This window comes from Streptococcus mitis (assembly GCF_003942995.1).
GTDB lineage: Bacteria > Bacillota > Bacilli > Lactobacillales > Streptococcaceae > Streptococcus > Streptococcus mitis_CV.
In genome coordinates this window covers 1-16,086 of sequence record NZ_RJOH01000012.1, presented here as the reverse complement: position 1 = coordinate 16,086, position 16,086 = coordinate 1, and the positions used below count along the sequence as shown (strand labels likewise).

The window sequence follows — 16,086 nt, the reverse complement described above, 5'->3', positions numbered from 1 at the left end:
GAATGAAAAAAACAAAACAACAACTAGAAAAAATCACCAAATATTCGATTCGTAAGCTAACTGTTGGGGTAGGTCCTGTAGCCATCGGGGCCTTCCTTTTTGGTGCCAGTACCCTTTCAGTAGATAAGGTGCAAGCCAATGAAGTCGGCGGCGCTCATAGCGTTCATTACCGTTATTTGGCGGAGCAGGAATTGACCGAGTCTGAAAAAGCCCTGATTCATCATGAGGTTCCAACAGAATTTCAAGATGAAGATATTCTCTATGTAGTTTATCGCAAGAAGGCAACTAACAGTCAACAACTTCCTTACACAGGAAGTAAGGAACTAGCTTTGGCAGGTCTTGGCTTGGCAACTGCTTCTCTAGCAGTCTTTTTGGTGTCCAAAAAAGGTCGCAAAGAGGTTCTAGGTGTTCTCTTGATTGGTTCTTTAGGAGCCAGTACCTTTGTACCTTATGGGACATTCGCATTTGAAAATAAAGAATTGCTTTCTTATAACCAAACTATTTCGGCCTCTACACATGAAGGTTTGGCTGAAGGGATTATCCACATTGATGGTTATGAATACATCGGATACTTCAAGGAAGCAGAACTCCATCCATCAAGACCAGCTTCAGCTGAGAAGCCTCAGTTGCCAGTAGAAAAGCAAAGTGCAAATGAAATCGAGAAAACTGAAGTCGTTCAAGAAACACCGACTGTTGCGCCAGAAACTGTCGTTGAAAAACCTGTGACACAAACTTCAGTTGCTCCTGCTGTTGAAGAAAAACCAGTTTCTGAGAAGCCACAAACTAGACAGGAAGAGAGCTTGGTAGAGATTCCGTTTGAAACAGTCACAAGCCCAGATGCGAATCTAGCAGAAGGACAGACTCGTATCGTCACAGCCGGAGTAAATGGTCAGCGTCGCCTTGTAACCAAAGTATCAATGGTTAATGGTCAAGAAGTTAGAGAAGTTATCGAAGACCAAGTGGTTCAAAATCCTGTGTCACAAGTGATTGCAGTCGGAACGAAGAAAGAGGTGCAACCTGCTCCAACTCCAACCCCACAAGCTGAACCAACTCATCAAGTAGCTAAAGGGACGCAAGAAGAAGGCAAAGAAGGCCAAGCTCTAACACAACCAGAACTTCCAGAGGCTCCAGTTGAAGCAAAAGGTACCCAAGAGGAAGGCAAAGAAGGCCAAGCTTTAACACAGCCAACCTTACCAGAAGCTCCAGTTGAAGCAAAAGGTACCCAAGAGGAAGGCAAAGAAGGTCAAGCCTTGACACAACCAACCTTACCAGAAGCTCCAATCGAAGTAAAGGGTACCCAAGAGGAAGGTAAAACTGGCCAAGCCCTTGTACAAGAACAGTTACCAGAGTACAAAGTAACTGAGGGAACCCTTGTTGAAACATCGACTACAGACCTAGACTACAAAACTGAAACGACTGAGGATCCAACCAAGTATACGGACGAAGAAACTGTCGTAAGAAATGGAGAAAAAGGTAGTCAAGTTACTAAAACAACTTATAAAACAGTAGAAGGTGTTAAAACTGACCAAGTTATTTCAACTAGCACAGAAGTTACCAAGGAGCCTGTAAACCAACAGGTAAGTCGTGGGACAAAACCAATTGAAGGAACTCTGGTAGAAGAAAGTCTTGAAAAGATTCCATTTAAGGAAGTTGTTAAAGAAGATGACCAACTGAAAAAAGGCTTAGAAGTTGTAGCTCAAGAAGGAAAAGAAGGTCAGAAAAAAATCACCAAGACCTTTAACACCATCAAAGGAGTTAAAACAGAAGACGCTCCAAAAGTTACAGAGGAAATCCTTGAGGCACCTCAAGACAAAATTTTGAAACGTGGTACCAAGAGCTTTGAAAAACCAGTATTGACCATCACTGCAGTTGAACCTAAGGATTTCAAGCGTACTTCAGATGTTAAATATAGTCTAGAAAATCCAAGTAAGGCGGCCATTAAATCTATCACCCTAACTCTGAAAAAAGGTGATGAGATTGTGAAAACCTTGAATGTTTCACCAGATGACTTGACAACTACCCTGACAGATTTACAGTACTACAAGGATTATAAACTTGAAACGAAGATGGTTTATGACCGTGGTGAGGGTGATGAGGAAGAAGTTCTGAAAGAAGAACCGCTAAGAATTGACCTCAAAAAAGTTGAAATCAAAAACATCAAAGAAACAAGCTTGATGAGTGTGGACGCTGATGGTAACGAAACAGATACTAGTTTGCTGACAGAAAAACCAGCTGATGTTGCTCCGCTTTATTTACGAGTGACCACTCATGACAATAAAATAACAAGACTGGCTGTTGATAAGATTGAAGAAGTCACAGTTGATGGCAAGACTTTGTATAAGGTTACTGCCAAAGCACCTGATTTGATTCAACGTAGAGCTGATGATACACTAAGCGAAGAGTATGTACATTACTTTGAAAAACAATTACCAAAGATTGGAAATGTCTATTACAACTTTAAAGAACTCATTGAGGATATGCAAAAAGACCCAACTGGTGAGTTTAAACTTGGTGCAGATTTGAATGCAGCAAATATTCCGACTCCGAATAAACAATACGTGACGAATATTTTTAAAGGTAAGTTGTATAGTGAAGGTGACAAACGTTATACCATTCACAACCTAGCTCGACCATTGTTCAATCGTGTTGAAAATGCTCATATTCATGACATCAACTTTGGTAATGTGAATATCAATATGCCGTGGGCTGATAAAACAGCTCCACTTGGGGATTTGTTTAAGAACTCAACGATTGAGAATATTAAAGTTACGGGTAATGTGGTTGGTAATAACGACGTTACAGGTATGGTCAACAAACTAGATGAATCCAATATGCGTAATGTAGCCTTTATTGGTAACATCACAAGCGTTGGTAATAAAGGTTGGTGGTCTGGTGGACTTGTCAGCGAAAGCTGGAGAAGTAACGTAGATAGTTCTTATGTTGACGCGAACATTAAAGCTAACAATGCTAAATTTGGTGGACTTGTTGCCAAAGTCAACCATGGTGGAAATCCAAATGATGTCAAACAAAAAGGTCGTTTAACAAAATCTGTTGTCAAAGGTACCATGACGCTTCAAACGAACAATCAAAGTGGTGGTTTAATTCATGAAAACTATGACTGGGGTTGGGTTGAAAATAACGTCAGCATGATGAAAGTGACAAATGGTGAAATGATGTATGGTTCAGGATCAGTTGACTCAGGTGACCCATACTTCGGATTTGATTACTTCAAGAACAATATGTATGTGAACGATGTTGCATCAGGTAACGTTTCTTATAAACGTTCGAAACAAATTAAGGGTGTCGATCAGGCAGAAGCGGATAAACGTATTGCTTCGTTCAATATTACCGCTGATAAATATGAAATCACACCATATTTGACGGACAAACTCAACCACACAACGTTCAAAGAAGATACCTATAAAGATACTCAAGATTACGATGCATCTCGTGAACTTGCTTACCGTAATATCGAAAAACTTCAACCGTTCTACAATAAAGAATGGATTATCAATCAAGGGAACAAAATTCCTGCTGGTTCTAAATTATTAACGACAGAAGTATTATCAGTTACAGGTATGAAAGATGGTCAATTTGTAACTGACTTGTCAGATGTTGATAAGATTATGATTCACTATGCGGATGGTACGAAAGAAGAAAAATCTGTATCACCTAAGGCTACATCAAACGTGGAACAAGTAAAAGAATACGGTATTACAGATTTAGGAGATGTTGTTTACACACCAAATATGGTGGTTAAAGATCGTACTCAATTACTAAGTGATATTAAAGCAAAATTAGATACAATTACTCTTGAATCTCCTGAAGTTCGTGCGATAACAGGTAATGTTGGAGCATTATACTTAGAAGAAAGTTTCGCAGAAGTCAAAGGAAATCTTGATAAATTAGTAAAAGCTCTTGTTGAAAATGAAGATCATCAGTTAAATGGCGATGAGGCAGCCATCAAAGCACTTCTTAAGAAAGTAGAAGATAATAAAGCTAAAATAATGATGGCACTTACTTACCTCAATCGTTATTATGGTATTGAATATGGTGACTTAAACATTAAGAATATGATGATGTTTAAACCGGATTTCTATGGTAAGACACCAAGTGTTATTGATAGATTAATTCGAATTGGTTCGCAAGAAAAGAACTTGAAGGGTGATAGAACTCAAGATGCATATCGTGAAATTATTGCAGGAGATACTGGTAAAGCTGATTTACGTAGTTTCTTAGATTATAATATGCGTCTCTTTACAAATGACACTAATCTTAATGATTGGTTTATTCACTCAGCGAAAAATGTTTATGTTGTAGAACCTGAAACAACAAATCCAGACTTCAAAAATAAACGTCACCGTGTCTTTGATGGTCTGAATAATAATATGCATGCTCGTATGATTTTACCATTATTGAACTTGAAGAAAGCACATATCTTTATGATTTCGACCTATAATACGATGGCTTATAGTTCATTTGAAAAATATGGTAAAAATACAGAAGCTGAACGTGAAGCATTCAAGGAACGTATCAATTATGTAGCTAAAGCTCAACAAACATACTTAGACTTCTGGTCACGTCTTGCACTTCCAAATGTTCGTGATAGACTTCTTAAGAGTCAAAATATGGTTCCTACACCTGTATGGGATAATCAAGCTTATGCGGGTATTAAGGATGCTAATCGTCGTGGATACGGTACAGATGGTAAGGTAGCGACACCAATTCGTGAGTTATTTGGTCCAACAGATAGATGGCATCAAATTAATTGGAATATGGGAGCTATGGCTAAAGTCTACGCAAAACCATATGAAGATGAACAAGTATTCTTTATGGTAACAAATATGTTAGAGGACTTTGGTATTTCAGCCTTTACACATGAAACAACTCACGTAAATGACCGTATGGCATATCTTGGTGGTCATGGGCATCGTCAAGGTACAGATCTTGAAGCATATGCGCAAGGAATGTTACAAACACCTGATAAATCAACATCAAATGGTGAGTATGGAGCATTAGGGATTAATATGGCTTATCATCGTCCTAATGATGAAAATCAATGGTATAATCCAGACCCTGATAAGTTAAATTCACGTGAGGCGATTGATCACTACATGAAGAACTACAATGATGCTCTTATGATGTTAGATCATCTTGAGGCTGATGCTGTATTACCACAGTTAAATGGAAATACGAGTCGTTGGTTCAAGAAAATGGATCGACAATATCGTAGTGGAAATTCAGGTCATCAGTTCGATAAAATTCGTGAGTTGACAGAGGAAGAGAAAAAAGTAGCAATCAATACAATTGATGATTTAATTACTAATAACTTAATGACGAAACATGGTGCTCCTGGTGATGGTACTTATAACCCAACGGACTTTGGGTCTGCTTATGTCAATATAAATATGATGACTGGTATTTATGGTGGAAATACAAGTACTGGTGCTCCTGGTGCTGCATCATTCAAACATAATACATTCCGTATGTGGGGTTACTTTGGTTATGAAAATGGATTTATCGGATATGCATCAAGTAAATATCAAGGGGATGCCAACAGAGAAAATAATAAGATGTTAGGTGATGACTTCATTATCAAGAAAGTTTCTAATAACAGATTTAGTACTCTTGAAGAATGGAAAAAAGCTTATTATCAAGAAGTGAAAGCAAAAGCTGACAAAGGATTTACTGCAATTGAAATTGATGGTAAACAAATTACTAATTATGCTGAGCTAAAAGTCTTATTTGATAAGGCGGTTGAGGCTGATCTAGCAGGTGGAGGAACAGCTAAAACTGTAGAACTTAAATCAAAAGTCTTTAAAGCACTTCTTAAGAATACAGACGGATTCTCAGGAAATCTTTTTAAAGCATAGATTGTATTAAATAGATGAGTAAAAAGGTAGATTAAGTTTTTCTTGATTTACCTTTTTATGCTATACTTAAGCTATGCATAGAAAAACAGTGATTGATTTTAGGGCTTTGGGGGAGAGATACACCTTTACCCAGCCTATCAAAGAGTTAAAAACGAGAGATTTAGTAGAAGTGGCAAACTTGCTGGCACAAGTGGAGAGCTACCAAGAGCAAGGCTATTATGTGGTGGGCTATGTCAGCTACGAGGCTGCACCTGCTTTTGAGGAGAAATTAGCAGTTCATAAAGCTCCTTTACTGGCAGAGTATCTGCTATATTTTACAGTTCATGATAGGGTAGAAACTTCCCCTATTCCTCTGATTTATGACGAGGTTGATTTGCCTTCAAATTGGCAGGAAGTAACGTCTGCAGCAGACTATGAAAAGGCTATTGCCCAGATTCACCATCATTTGCGTCAGGGAGACACCTATCAGGTTAACTACACCGTCCAACTCAAGCAGGACTTAAGTGCCAATCCTTTTGCCATCTACAATCGTATGGTGGTAGAGCAGGAGGCGGGCTACAATGCTTATGTTGAACATGACGAGATGGCAGTGATTTCCATGAGCCCAGAGCTCTTTTTTGAGCAAAATGACCGTGAGTTGACAACGCGGCCAATGAAGGGAACGACTCAGCGGGGAGTGACTGATCAAGAAGACTTGGAGCAGGCCAGTTGGTTGGAGCAGGATCCCAAAAATCGCTCTGAAAATATGATGATTGTGGACCTCTTGCGCAATGATATGAACCGTATTTCTGAAGTGGGGAGTGAGCATGTGGAGCGTCTCTGCCAAGTGGAACAGTATTCAACGGTTTGGCAGATGACTTCGACCATCAAGAGTCAGTTGCGAGAGGATGTGGACCTTGTTGAAATCTTCCGTTCTCTCTTTCCTTGTGGTTCCATAACGGGTGCTCCGAAAATTGCGACTATGGAGATTATCAAAAATTTGGAACCTCAACCGCGCGGAGTTTACTGTGGAACGATTGGTCTCTTACTTCCAAATGGGCGACGGATTTTCAATGTTGCCATTCGGACCATTCAACTGCATCAAGGGAAAGCCATCTATGGAGTAGGTGGCGGCATTACATGGGATAGCACTTGGGAATCTGAATACCTCGAGGTTCATCAAAAGGCGGCAGTCCTTTATCGTAAACAAGCTTGCTTCCAATTAATCACAACTGGAAAAATCAGCCAGAAGAGCTTGTTGTTTGAAGATCAACATTTGGAAAGATTGAGAACAGCTAGTCGGTATTTTGCCTTTCTATTTGATTCAGAAAACTTGAAACAAAAGATAGAGGAAGAGTGTCATGCTTGTGATGCTAATCAAGATTACCGCTTGCGTATTTCTCTCAGCAAGTCTGGAGAGATAGAAGTCGAACGCCGAGTATTAACACCCCTCAGTCCAAGTTTTTGTCAGGCCAAACTTTGTCTGCAGGAAGTTAATTTACAACAAGCCTTTACCTACTTCAAAACAAGCTACCGACCTCACTTGAGCCTAGGGGAACAAGAGAAGATTTACCATAATCAAAGAGGAGAATTGCTTGAAACCTCTATTGGAAATTTGGTTCTGAAAATCGCTGGGAAACTCTACACACCGTCTATCCGACTGGGAATCTTACCAGGAATTTACCGTCAACATTTGCTGGAAACAGGACAGGTAGAAGAGAAAGTTTTGACCTTGGCAGATTTTGCCCAAGCAGAAGCCATCTATGGCTGTAACGCGGTGAGGGGCTTGTATGAATTGTCAGTAAAGGAGAGCTAAATGAAACTAATATTTTTACATGGATTAGGCCAGTCAGCGGAGAGTTGGAAGGAAGTGCAGGAGTTACTTGCGGATTATCCCTCTGAAGCCCTCGACTTATTCCCTACGGGAATTACTAGCTATCAAGAAGCCAAGGAGCGCATTTATCAGCACTTGTCAGAGGAGACAGAACCTTTTGTCCTAATCGGTTTGTCCTTAGGAGCTGCACTTACATTAGAGCTGTCAAGTTATGATTTACCAAATCTTCAAGGTTTAGTTTTGTCAGGTTGCCCTCTGAAATTAGCTGGAAATATCTTATTTAAAATCCAGTTGATGATTTTTAAACTACTTCCAAAAAGTTTTTTTGAAAAACGGGGAGCAAACAAAGCTCTTATGGTCGGAGTTTCTGAGGAATTGAAGACACTTGATTTAACAGATATATCAAGAACTTGTCCTTATCCAACCTTACTAATTTGTGGTAGCAAAGATAAACCGAATCTTAGTTCTATGAGAAGTATTCATAAACTAATATCAGAATCCCAATTTCAGATTATCCCAGACGGCCCTCATGTTTTGAATAAGGAAAAACCAAAAGAGTTTGCAGAAATAACCAGAAGTTTCCTTGAATTGCTGAAATAAGTTTGATAAAATACTATTGAAATCGATATCATAATTATGGGAGAAAAAATGAACAAACGTCTATTTTTAAAAATGAGTCTAGCTAGCTTGCCAGTTTTAGCCTTGTTTTCACAACCTGTGTTAGCAGAAGAAAATATTCATTTTTCTAGTTGTAAAGAGGCTTGGGCGAATGGATACGCGGATATTCATAAGGGAGAACCTGGTTATTCTGCCAAGTTAGACCGAGATCATGATGGTGTGGCCTGTGAATTGAAAAATGCCCCAAAAGGTGCTTTCAAAGCAAAACAAGAGACTACAACTCAAACTGATACAAGTTCAGCAACAGCAAGTGGCTGGGTTAAGCAGGATGGTGCTTGGTACTACTTTGATGGAAATGGAAATCCAGTGAAAAACGTTTGGCAGGGAAATTATTACCTGAAAGAAGATGGTCAAATGGCCCAGAGCGAATGGATTTATGACTCTTCTTATCAAGCTTGGTATTATTTGAAATCAGATGGTTCTTATGCAAAAAATGCATGGCAAGGAGATTATTACCTTAAATCAAACGGTAAAATGGCACAAGGTGAGTGGGTTTATGACTCTTCTTACCAAGCCTGGTATTACTTGAAATCAGATGGTTCTTATGCTCGCAATGCATGGAAAGGAAACTACTATTTGAAATCAGATGGTAAAATGGCTAAAAATGAGCGAGTTGATGGAGGCCGCTACTATGTAGATGCTTCAGGTCTATGGAAACCATAAGTAAGGATAAAATCTAGAAAGTTAATGCAAACCTTTGCATAAATGAGTGAATTTTGTTATACTAGTACTGTAAGCATTTTCAATTAATTCATAATGAAAAAGGAGAATATGATGAGTCAAAAGATTATTGGGATTGACCTTGGTGGAACTTCTATCAAATTTGCAATCTTGACAACAGCAGGAGAAATCCAAGAAAAATGGTCTATCAAGACCAACATTTTGGATGAGGGAAGTCATATCGTTGATGATATGATTGAGTCTATTCAACACCGTTTGGACTTGCTTGGATTGGCAGCAGCAGACTTCCAAGGTATTGGAATGGGATCACCTGGTGTGGTTGACCGTGAAAAAGGGACTGTTATCGGTGCCTACAACCTCAACTGGAAAACACTTCAACCAATCAAAGAGAAGATTGAAAAAGCCTTGGGCATTCCTTTCTTCATCGATAATGATGCCAACGTAGCTGCTCTTGGTGAACGTTGGATGGGTGCTGGAGATAACCAACCAGATGTTGTCTTTATGACACTCGGTACAGGTGTTGGTGGCGGTATCGTTGCAGAAGGCAAATTGCTTCATGGTGTTGCTGGTGCAGCAGGTGAGCTTGGTCATATCACTGTTGACTTTGATCAACCAATCGCATGTACTTGCGGTAAGAAAGGTTGCCTTGAGACAGTTGCTTCAGCAACAGGGATTGTCAACTTGACTCGTCGCTATGCCGATGAATACGAAGGCGATGCAGCCTTGAAACGCTTGATTGATAATGGAGAAGAAGTAACCGCTAAGACTGTCTTTGATTTGGCAAAAGAAGGAGACGATCTTGCTTTGATCGTTTACCGTAACTTCTCACGTTACTTGGGAATCGCTTGTGCTAACATTGGTTCAATCCTAAACCCATCAACAATCGTTATCGGTGGTGGTGTGTCAGCTGCGGGAGAATTCCTTCTACAAGGTGTTCAAAAAGTTTATGACGAAAATACCTTCCCACAAGTACGCACATCAACAAAATTAGCTCTTGCAACTCTAGGAAATGACGCTGGGGTTATCGGAGCAGCATCACTTGTATTGCAATAAGATAAAAAAAGAGGAAAAATGCTAACCTAGAGTTAGTAATGTTCCTCTTTTCTTTTTTATGCTATACTAGTTAGGACAATAAATGAGGTGAGAGTAAATGACAAAAGCAGATACGATTTTTAAAGAGAATATTGAACGAATCCTCAAAGACGGTGTCTTTTCTGAGCAGGCACGTCCTAAGTACAAGGATGGGACAGTTGCTAACTCCAAGTATGTAACGGGTGCATTTGCCGAGTATGACTTGGCAAAGGGGGAATTCCCCATCACAACCTTGCGTCCCATTGCCATCAAATCCGCCATCAAGGAAGTGCTCTGGATTTACCAAGATCAGTCCAATAGCCTAGAAGTGCTCAATGACAAGTACAATGTTCACTACTGGAATGACTGGGAAGTGGGCGATACGGGAACTATTGGTGAGCGTTACGGGGCGGTCGTTAAGAAACACGACATCATCAATAAGCTTCTCAAGCAGTTGGAAACCAACCCTTGGAACCGCCGGAATATTATTTCTCTCTGGGATTACCAAGCTTTCGAAGAAACAGATGGGCTACTCCCATGTGCCTTTCAGACCATGTTTGATGTCCGCCGTGTAGACGGAGAAATCTATCTGGATGCGACCTTGACTCAGCGTTCGAATGATATGCTAGTGGCCCACCACATCAATGCTATGCAGTATGTGGCTCTTCAAATGATGATTGCCAAGCATTTCGGCTGGAAGGTTGGGAAGTTCTTCTACTTTATCAACAACCTCCATATCTATGACAATCAATTTGAACAAGCTGAGGAATTGCTTCGACGTGAGCCGTCAAACTGCCAACCGCGTTTGGTTTTGAATGTGCCAGATGGGACTAATTTCTTTGATATTAAAGCAGAGGACTTTGAGTTGGTGGATTATGATCCCGTCAAGCCGCAGTTGAAGTTTGATCTAGCTATTTAAAAGAATAGAAAAAAGAAGTTGAGAATAATCCCAACTTCTTTTGTTTCTTAACGTGATACGCGGCGACGAGCTGCTTTTTTACGGTTTTCTTCGATGAAAGCTGCTTTTTGCTCTTCTGGTTCGATCACTTTCTTTTTAAATGCGTATACTGCACCTGCGACTGCAGCGACAGTTCCTGCGACACCTGTTACAAGACCTTTAGCGAATCCTTTAGCCATGAGTCTTCCTCCTTTATCTTCTTAATCAGCCAGCCCCTTCAAGAGGTCACATTTTTCTGACTGACCTTTTTGTGTTATAATAATAGTAACGAAAAAATGGGAATTTTTCAAGGAAAAAAGATGAAAACAAAAATAATTGTGATTGTTGGACCGACTGCAGTTGGAAAAACAGCCCTTGCCATCGAAGTTGCAAAGCGTTTTAATGGCGAAGTGGTTAGTGGAGATAGCCAGCAAGTCTATCGAGGACTTGATATTGGGACGGCCAAGGCTAGTCCAGAAGAGCAGGCAGCTGTTCCCCATCATTTAATCGATGTTAGAGAGGTAACCGAGTCTTACTCGGCTTTTGATTTTGTTTCAGAAGCTAAGATGGCTATTGAGGATATTCACAGCCGTGGCAAGCTTGCTATTATCGCTGGTGGAACAGGGCTTTACATACAGAGTCTACTAGAAGGATATCATCTCGGTGGAGAGACACCACATGAGAAAATTTTAGCTTACCGAGCTAGTTTAGAACCTTTTTCAGATGAGGAGTTAGCCCATCTGGTAGAGCAAGCAGGTCTTGAAATTCCCCAGTTTAATCGTCGTCGTGCTATGCGTGCCTTGGAAATTGCCCATTTTGGTCAGGATTTGGAAAATCAAGAGACCTTGTATGAACCATTGATTATCTGCTTGGATGATGAACGCAGTCAATTATATGAACGAATCAATCATCGAGTGGATTTGATGTTTGAGGCTGGGCTTTTGGATGAGGCTAAGTGGCTCTTTGACCATTATCCAGATGTGCAGGCAGCCAAGGGCATTGGCTATAAGGAACTCTTTCCGTATTTTCGTGGGGAGCAGACTTTGGAGGAAGCTAGTGAGAGTCTCAAACAGGCGACCCGTCGTTTTGCCAAGCGTCAGTTGACCTGGTTCCGTAATCGCATGCAGGTCACCTTTTATCAGATTGGAGAATCTGGTGTGCAAGACCGCATTTTAAGCCAGATAGAGGAGTTTTTAGATGATTGATACGGAGAAAAAAGAGGAACGCGTCCTGCTCATAGGTGTGGAATTGCAGGGCATGGACAATTTTGACCTTTCTATGGAAGAATTGGCCAGTCTAGCCAAGACAGCTGGAGCAGTCGTTGTCGATAGCTACAGACAAAAACGTGAAAAGTATGACTCCAAGACCTTCGTCGGTTCTGGTAAGTTGGAAGAAATTGCGCTCATGGTGGATGCAGAAGAGATTACCACTGTCATTGTTAACAACCGCTTGACTCCGCGGCAAAATGTCAATTTAGAAGAAGTTCTGGGTGTCAAGGTCATTGACCGTATGCAGTTGATTCTAGATATCTTTGCCATGCGGGCTCGAAGTCATGAAGGCAAACTCCAAGTGCATTTGGCTCAGCTCAAGTATCTTTTGCCTCGCTTGGTTGGTCAGGGGATTATGCTCAGCCGTCAGGCAGGGGGAATTGGTTCCCGTGGACCTGGTGAAAGCCAGCTGGAGCTGAATCGTCGTAGTGTTCGAAACCAAATTACGGATATCGAGCGCCAGCTCAAGGTGGTTGAGAAAAATCGGGCGACTGTCAGAGAAAAACGTTTGGAGTCCAGCACCTTTAAGATTGGTTTGATTGGTTACACCAATGCTGGGAAGTCAACTATCATGAACACCTTGACCAGTAAGACCCAGTATGAAGCGGACGAGCTCTTTGCGACTCTGGATGCGACGACTAAGAGTATCCATCTGGGGGGGAATCTCCAAGTAACTTTGACAGATACCGTGGGCTTTATCCAAGATTTGCCGACAGAATTGGTGTCCAGTTTCAAATCAACCTTGGAAGAAAGCAAGCATGTGGACCTTCTGGTTCATGTTATTGATGCTAGCAATCCTTACCATGAGGAGCATGAAAAAACAGTTCTGTCCATCATGAAAGACCTGGATATGGACGACATTCCTCGCTTGACCCTCTATAATAAAGCGGATTTGGTGGAGGATTTCACGCCTACCCAAACGCCTTATGCCCTCATTTCTGCCAAGTCTGAGGATAGTCGTGAGAATTTGCAGGCTTTGTTTTTAGAGAAAATCAAGGATATTTTTGAATCCTTTACCCTGCGCGTGCCTTTTTCTAAGTCCTACAAGATTCATGATTTAGAAAGTGTTGCGATTTTGGAAGAACGCGATTATCAGGAGGATGGCGAAGTAATTAGAGGTTACATTTCTGAGAAAAACAAATGGAGGTTAGAGGAATTTTATGACTGATATTAAAACGTTGGCTCTAAAATATGGGGGCTATACAAGTCTAGACAAGGTCTATCTGGATCAACTTCTAGCTGGTAGAACAGAGCAAGAGCAGTTGGCACTGATCACTCCTCCGCCCAGCGTGGTCAATGCTTACTTTGCAGAACTCTACCAGAAAAAAAGTCCTGAAGCTGCGACGGATTATTTTGCGGAACTCAGTCAGGAACTGAATCTTTACAATACTGAGCCAAGTTTCACCCTAGAAAACAAACCTTTTATTCGACTTAATCTGTCTGGCAAATCCTTTGGTTTTTGTTATGATAGTGAGGGTCTGGGTAGAATTTTCTCTGAAAATGAAGAGGTTATTTCAGATGACTTGCTCTTTGAAATTGCGCAAATTTTCCCCCATCAACTAGTCTTTGAGGAGTCTGGCAAGATTTACATGAAGGCTGTCGGAGACGAGGAAGTTGTTAACGTGGAAAATCTTACAGCTTTGACTGATTTGGAAAATTTGGCTGATGGTCGCAAACGTTTAAAAGGCTACAGTCAAGAGGATTTATTACAGGAAGCTACTGCTTTTTCTGGCAGGCGCTATTTCCGATCGGAAAACCGCACAGCCATGTTATATATTGATTAATTAGAAAGTATCGAATGGATATTCAATTTTTAGGAACGGGGGCTGGCCAGCCCTCTAAAGCCCGCAACGTTTCAAGTCTCGCTCTGAAGCTCTTGGACGAGATTAACGAAGTCTGGCTCTTTGACTGTGGAGAAGGAACGCAAAATCGCATTCTGGAAACCACAATTCGACCACGTAAGGTCAGCAAAATCTTTATCACCCACCTACATGGAGACCACATTTTTGGCTTGCCAGGTTTCCTTTCGAGCCGTGCTTTTCAGGCCAATGAAGAGCAGACAGATTTGGAAATTTATGGACCGCAAGGAATCAAGTCATTTGTCTTAACCAGCCTTCGTGTGTCAGGTTCTCGTCTGCCCTACCGCATTCATTTCCATGAGTTTGACCAAGATTCCCTTGGGAAAATCCTTGAGACCGATAAATTCATTGTGTATGCAGAGGAACTGGACCACACTATTTTCTGTGTTGGTTACCGTGTCATGCAAAAGGACCTAGAAGGAACGCTAGATGCTGAAAAACTCAAGGCAGCTGGCGTCCCATTTGGCCCACTTTTTGGGAAAATCAAGAATGGTCAGAACGTTGTTCTTGAAGATGGGACTGAAATCAAGGCAGCAGACTATATCTCAGCTCCACGTCCAGGTAAAATTATCACTATTTTAGGAGACACTAGAAAAACGGATTCCAGTGTGCGTCTGGCTGTCAATGCCGATGTCCTTGTCCATGAATCCACTTATGGCAAGGGTGATGAAAAAATTGCTCGTAACCATGGCCACTCTACTAACATGCAAGCTGCACAAGTAGCGGTAGAAGCAGGAGCCAAACGCCTCTTGCTCAACCATATCAGTGCCCGTTTCCTCTCAAAAGATATCAGCAAGCTCAAAAAAGACGCTGCTAGTGTCTTTGAAAATGTCCATGTGGTCAAAGACTTGGAAGAAGTGGAAATCTAAAAGCTTGAGAAAGGATAAGTATGCGTACTATTCTCATTACAGGAGCTAGCGGTGGCCTAGCCCAAGAAATGGTCAAACTCTTGCAAAATGACCAACTCATCTTGCTTGGTAGAAATAAGGAAAAATTAGCCCAACTTTACGGAAACTATCCCCATGCAGAATTGATTGAAATCGATATTACCGATGACTCAGCTTTAGAATCTCTGGTAACCGATCTCTATCTCCGTTATGGCAAGATTGATGTCTTGATTAACAACGCTGGTTACGGGATTTTTGAGGAATTTGACCAAATTTCCGACCAAGATATTCACCAGATGTTTGAGGTCAATACCTTTGCCCTGATGAATCTATCTCGACGCCTTGCGGCTCGTATGAAGGAAAGCCGAAAAGGCCATATCATCAATATCGTCAGCATGGCAGGTTTGATTGCAACAGCTAAGTCTAGTTTGTACTCAGCAACTAAGTTTGCGGCTATTGGTTTTTCAAATGCCCTACGATTAGAACTCATGCCTTATGGTGTCTATGTGACAACGGTTAATCCAGGACCAATCCGAACAGGATTTTTTGACAAAGCGGACCCAGATGGGACTTATCTTAAGTCGGTTGACCGTTTCCTGCTAGAACCAGATACAGTGGCTAAAAAGATTGTTAAGATTATAGGTAAAAATAAACGAGAACTCAATCTCCCTATGTTGTTGAACCTAGCCCATAAGTTTTATACTCTCTTCCCCAAGTTAGCTGATAAGCTGGCAGGGGAAACTTTTAATTATAAGTAAAAAAGTTGTTCCTAATGTACTGACCCCAAAAAGTTAGACAATTAATTTAAGCAAAGGATTTAGTTCTGTATTGTACAGGGCTAAGTCCTTTTAGTTTTACCTTAATTCGTTTGTTGTTGTAGTAATCAATATAGTCTACAATAGCTTGTTCCAAGTGTTCAAGTGACTGAAACGTATTCTCATAACCATAAAACATTTCAGACTTAAGAATGCCAAAGAAAGATTCCATCATACCGTTATCTGGACTATTTCCCTTACGTG

13 protein-coding genes are annotated in these 16,086 nt (G+C 40.9%); 11 read left to right on the top strand and 2 right to left on the bottom strand.

Going from position 1 to position 16,086, the window contains the following annotated elements:
- Positions 1-2: 2 nt before the first annotated feature.
- The 6 genes from D8836_RS07610 to D8836_RS07585 all read left to right on the top strand — a co-directional run bounded on the left by D8836_RS07610 (position 3) and on the right by D8836_RS07585 (position 11,035).
- On the top strand, positions 3-5,873 hold the full coding sequence (locus D8836_RS07610) for a ZmpA/ZmpB/ZmpC family metallo-endopeptidase (protein WP_125393615.1): 5,871 nt from the start codon (positions 3-5) through the stop codon (positions 5,871-5,873).
- Positions 5,874-5,946: 73 nt separating this feature from the next.
- Positions 5,947-7,668: an aminodeoxychorismate synthase component I gene (gene pabB / locus D8836_RS07605; RefSeq protein ID WP_125393614.1), complete on the top strand. Its 1,722-nt coding sequence runs from the start codon at positions 5,947-5,949 to the stop codon at positions 7,666-7,668.
- Complete coding sequence (locus tag D8836_RS07600) at positions 7,669-8,286, top strand: alpha/beta fold hydrolase (RefSeq protein WP_125393613.1); 618 nt, start codon at positions 7,669-7,671, stop codon at positions 8,284-8,286. It begins immediately after the preceding gene.
- A 48-nt stretch (positions 8,287-8,334) separates the two neighbouring features.
- Positions 8,335-9,027, top strand: a complete 693-nt coding sequence (locus tag D8836_RS07595; RefSeq protein WP_125393612.1) for an excalibur calcium-binding domain-containing protein — start codon at positions 8,335-8,337, stop codon at positions 9,025-9,027.
- A 111-nt stretch (positions 9,028-9,138) separates the two neighbouring features.
- A complete protein-coding gene (locus D8836_RS07590) occupies positions 9,139-10,098 on the top strand; it encodes an ROK family glucokinase (RefSeq protein WP_031227726.1) in 960 nt (319 codons plus the stop codon).
- Positions 10,099-10,195: 97 nt separating this feature from the next.
- The gene (locus D8836_RS07585) at positions 10,196-11,035 is read left to right on the top strand and encodes a thymidylate synthase (RefSeq protein ID WP_125393611.1); all 840 of its coding nucleotides are present in this window, start codon (positions 10,196-10,198) and stop codon (positions 11,033-11,035) included.
- A 47-nt stretch (positions 11,036-11,082) separates the two neighbouring features.
- Here D8836_RS07585 and D8836_RS07580 read toward each other — a convergent pair whose 3' ends face one another.
- Positions 11,083-11,253 (bottom strand): DUF3042 family protein, encoded by a 171-nt coding sequence (locus D8836_RS07580; RefSeq protein ID WP_001051780.1) that lies wholly within the window; start codon positions 11,251-11,253, stop codon positions 11,083-11,085.
- Positions 11,254-11,373: 120 nt separating this feature from the next.
- Here D8836_RS07580 and miaA point away from each other — a divergent pair, with 120 nt between their 5' ends.
- From miaA to D8836_RS07555, 5 genes are read left to right on the top strand one after another with little or no spacing between them, the layout of a single operon-like run.
- On the top strand, positions 11,374-12,258 hold the full coding sequence (gene miaA / locus D8836_RS07575; protein WP_125393610.1) for a tRNA (adenosine(37)-N6)-dimethylallyltransferase MiaA: 885 nt from the start codon (positions 11,374-11,376) through the stop codon (positions 12,256-12,258).
- The gene (hflX, locus tag D8836_RS07570) at positions 12,251-13,489 is read left to right on the top strand and encodes a GTPase HflX (RefSeq protein WP_125393609.1); all 1,239 of its coding nucleotides are present in this window, start codon (positions 12,251-12,253) and stop codon (positions 13,487-13,489) included. The genes miaA and hflX overlap by 8 nt, the downstream gene beginning before the upstream one ends.
- Entirely contained in the window at positions 13,482-14,105 is a 624-nt protein-coding gene (locus D8836_RS07565) for a cystathionine beta-lyase (protein ID WP_125393608.1), read from the top strand. The genes hflX and D8836_RS07565 overlap by 8 nt, the downstream gene beginning before the upstream one ends.
- A gap of 14 nt (positions 14,106-14,119) precedes the next feature.
- Positions 14,120-15,049 carry a ribonuclease Z gene (gene rnz, locus D8836_RS07560; protein WP_125393607.1) on the top strand — a complete coding sequence of 310 codons (930 nt, stop codon included), beginning with the start codon at positions 14,120-14,122 and terminating at the stop codon, positions 15,047-15,049.
- A gap of 20 nt (positions 15,050-15,069) precedes the next feature.
- Positions 15,070-15,825: an SDR family NAD(P)-dependent oxidoreductase gene (locus D8836_RS07555; protein ID WP_125393606.1), complete on the top strand. Its 756-nt coding sequence runs from the start codon at positions 15,070-15,072 to the stop codon at positions 15,823-15,825.
- Positions 15,826-15,871: 46 nt separating this feature from the next.
- Here D8836_RS07555 and D8836_RS07550 read toward each other — a convergent pair.
- Positions 15,872-16,086 (bottom strand): IS3 family transposase (locus tag D8836_RS07550; protein ID WP_142999077.1); only part of this gene is annotated, 215 nt, incomplete at its 5' end.

Coding starts and splice junctions, on each gene's coding strand:
- miaA (WP_125393610.1), top strand. CDS start 11,374: ATGAAAACAAAAATAATTGTGATTGTTGGACCGACTGCAGTTGGAAAA.
- D8836_RS07590 (WP_031227726.1), top strand. CDS start 9,139: ATGAGTCAAAAGATTATTGGGATTGACCTTGGTGGAACTTCTATCAAA.
- rnz (WP_125393607.1), top strand. CDS start 14,120: ATGGATATTCAATTTTTAGGAACGGGGGCTGGCCAGCCCTCTAAAGCC.
- D8836_RS07610 (WP_125393615.1), top strand. CDS start 3: ATGAAAAAAACAAAACAACAACTAGAAAAAATCACCAAATATTCGATT.
- D8836_RS07580 (WP_001051780.1), bottom strand. CDS start 11,253: ATGGCTAAAGGATTCGCTAAAGGTCTTGTAACAGGTGTCGCAGGAACT.
- D8836_RS07595 (WP_125393612.1), top strand. CDS start 8,335: ATGAACAAACGTCTATTTTTAAAAATGAGTCTAGCTAGCTTGCCAGTT.
- pabB (WP_125393614.1), top strand. CDS start 5,947: ATGCATAGAAAAACAGTGATTGATTTTAGGGCTTTGGGGGAGAGATAC.
- D8836_RS07555 (WP_125393606.1), top strand. CDS start 15,070: ATGCGTACTATTCTCATTACAGGAGCTAGCGGTGGCCTAGCCCAAGAA.
- D8836_RS07585 (WP_125393611.1), top strand. CDS start 10,196: ATGACAAAAGCAGATACGATTTTTAAAGAGAATATTGAACGAATCCTC.
- D8836_RS07600 (WP_125393613.1), top strand. CDS start 7,669: ATGAAACTAATATTTTTACATGGATTAGGCCAGTCAGCGGAGAGTTGG.
- hflX (WP_125393609.1), top strand. CDS start 12,251: ATGATTGATACGGAGAAAAAAGAGGAACGCGTCCTGCTCATAGGTGTG.
- D8836_RS07565 (WP_125393608.1), top strand. CDS start 13,482: ATGACTGATATTAAAACGTTGGCTCTAAAATATGGGGGCTATACAAGT.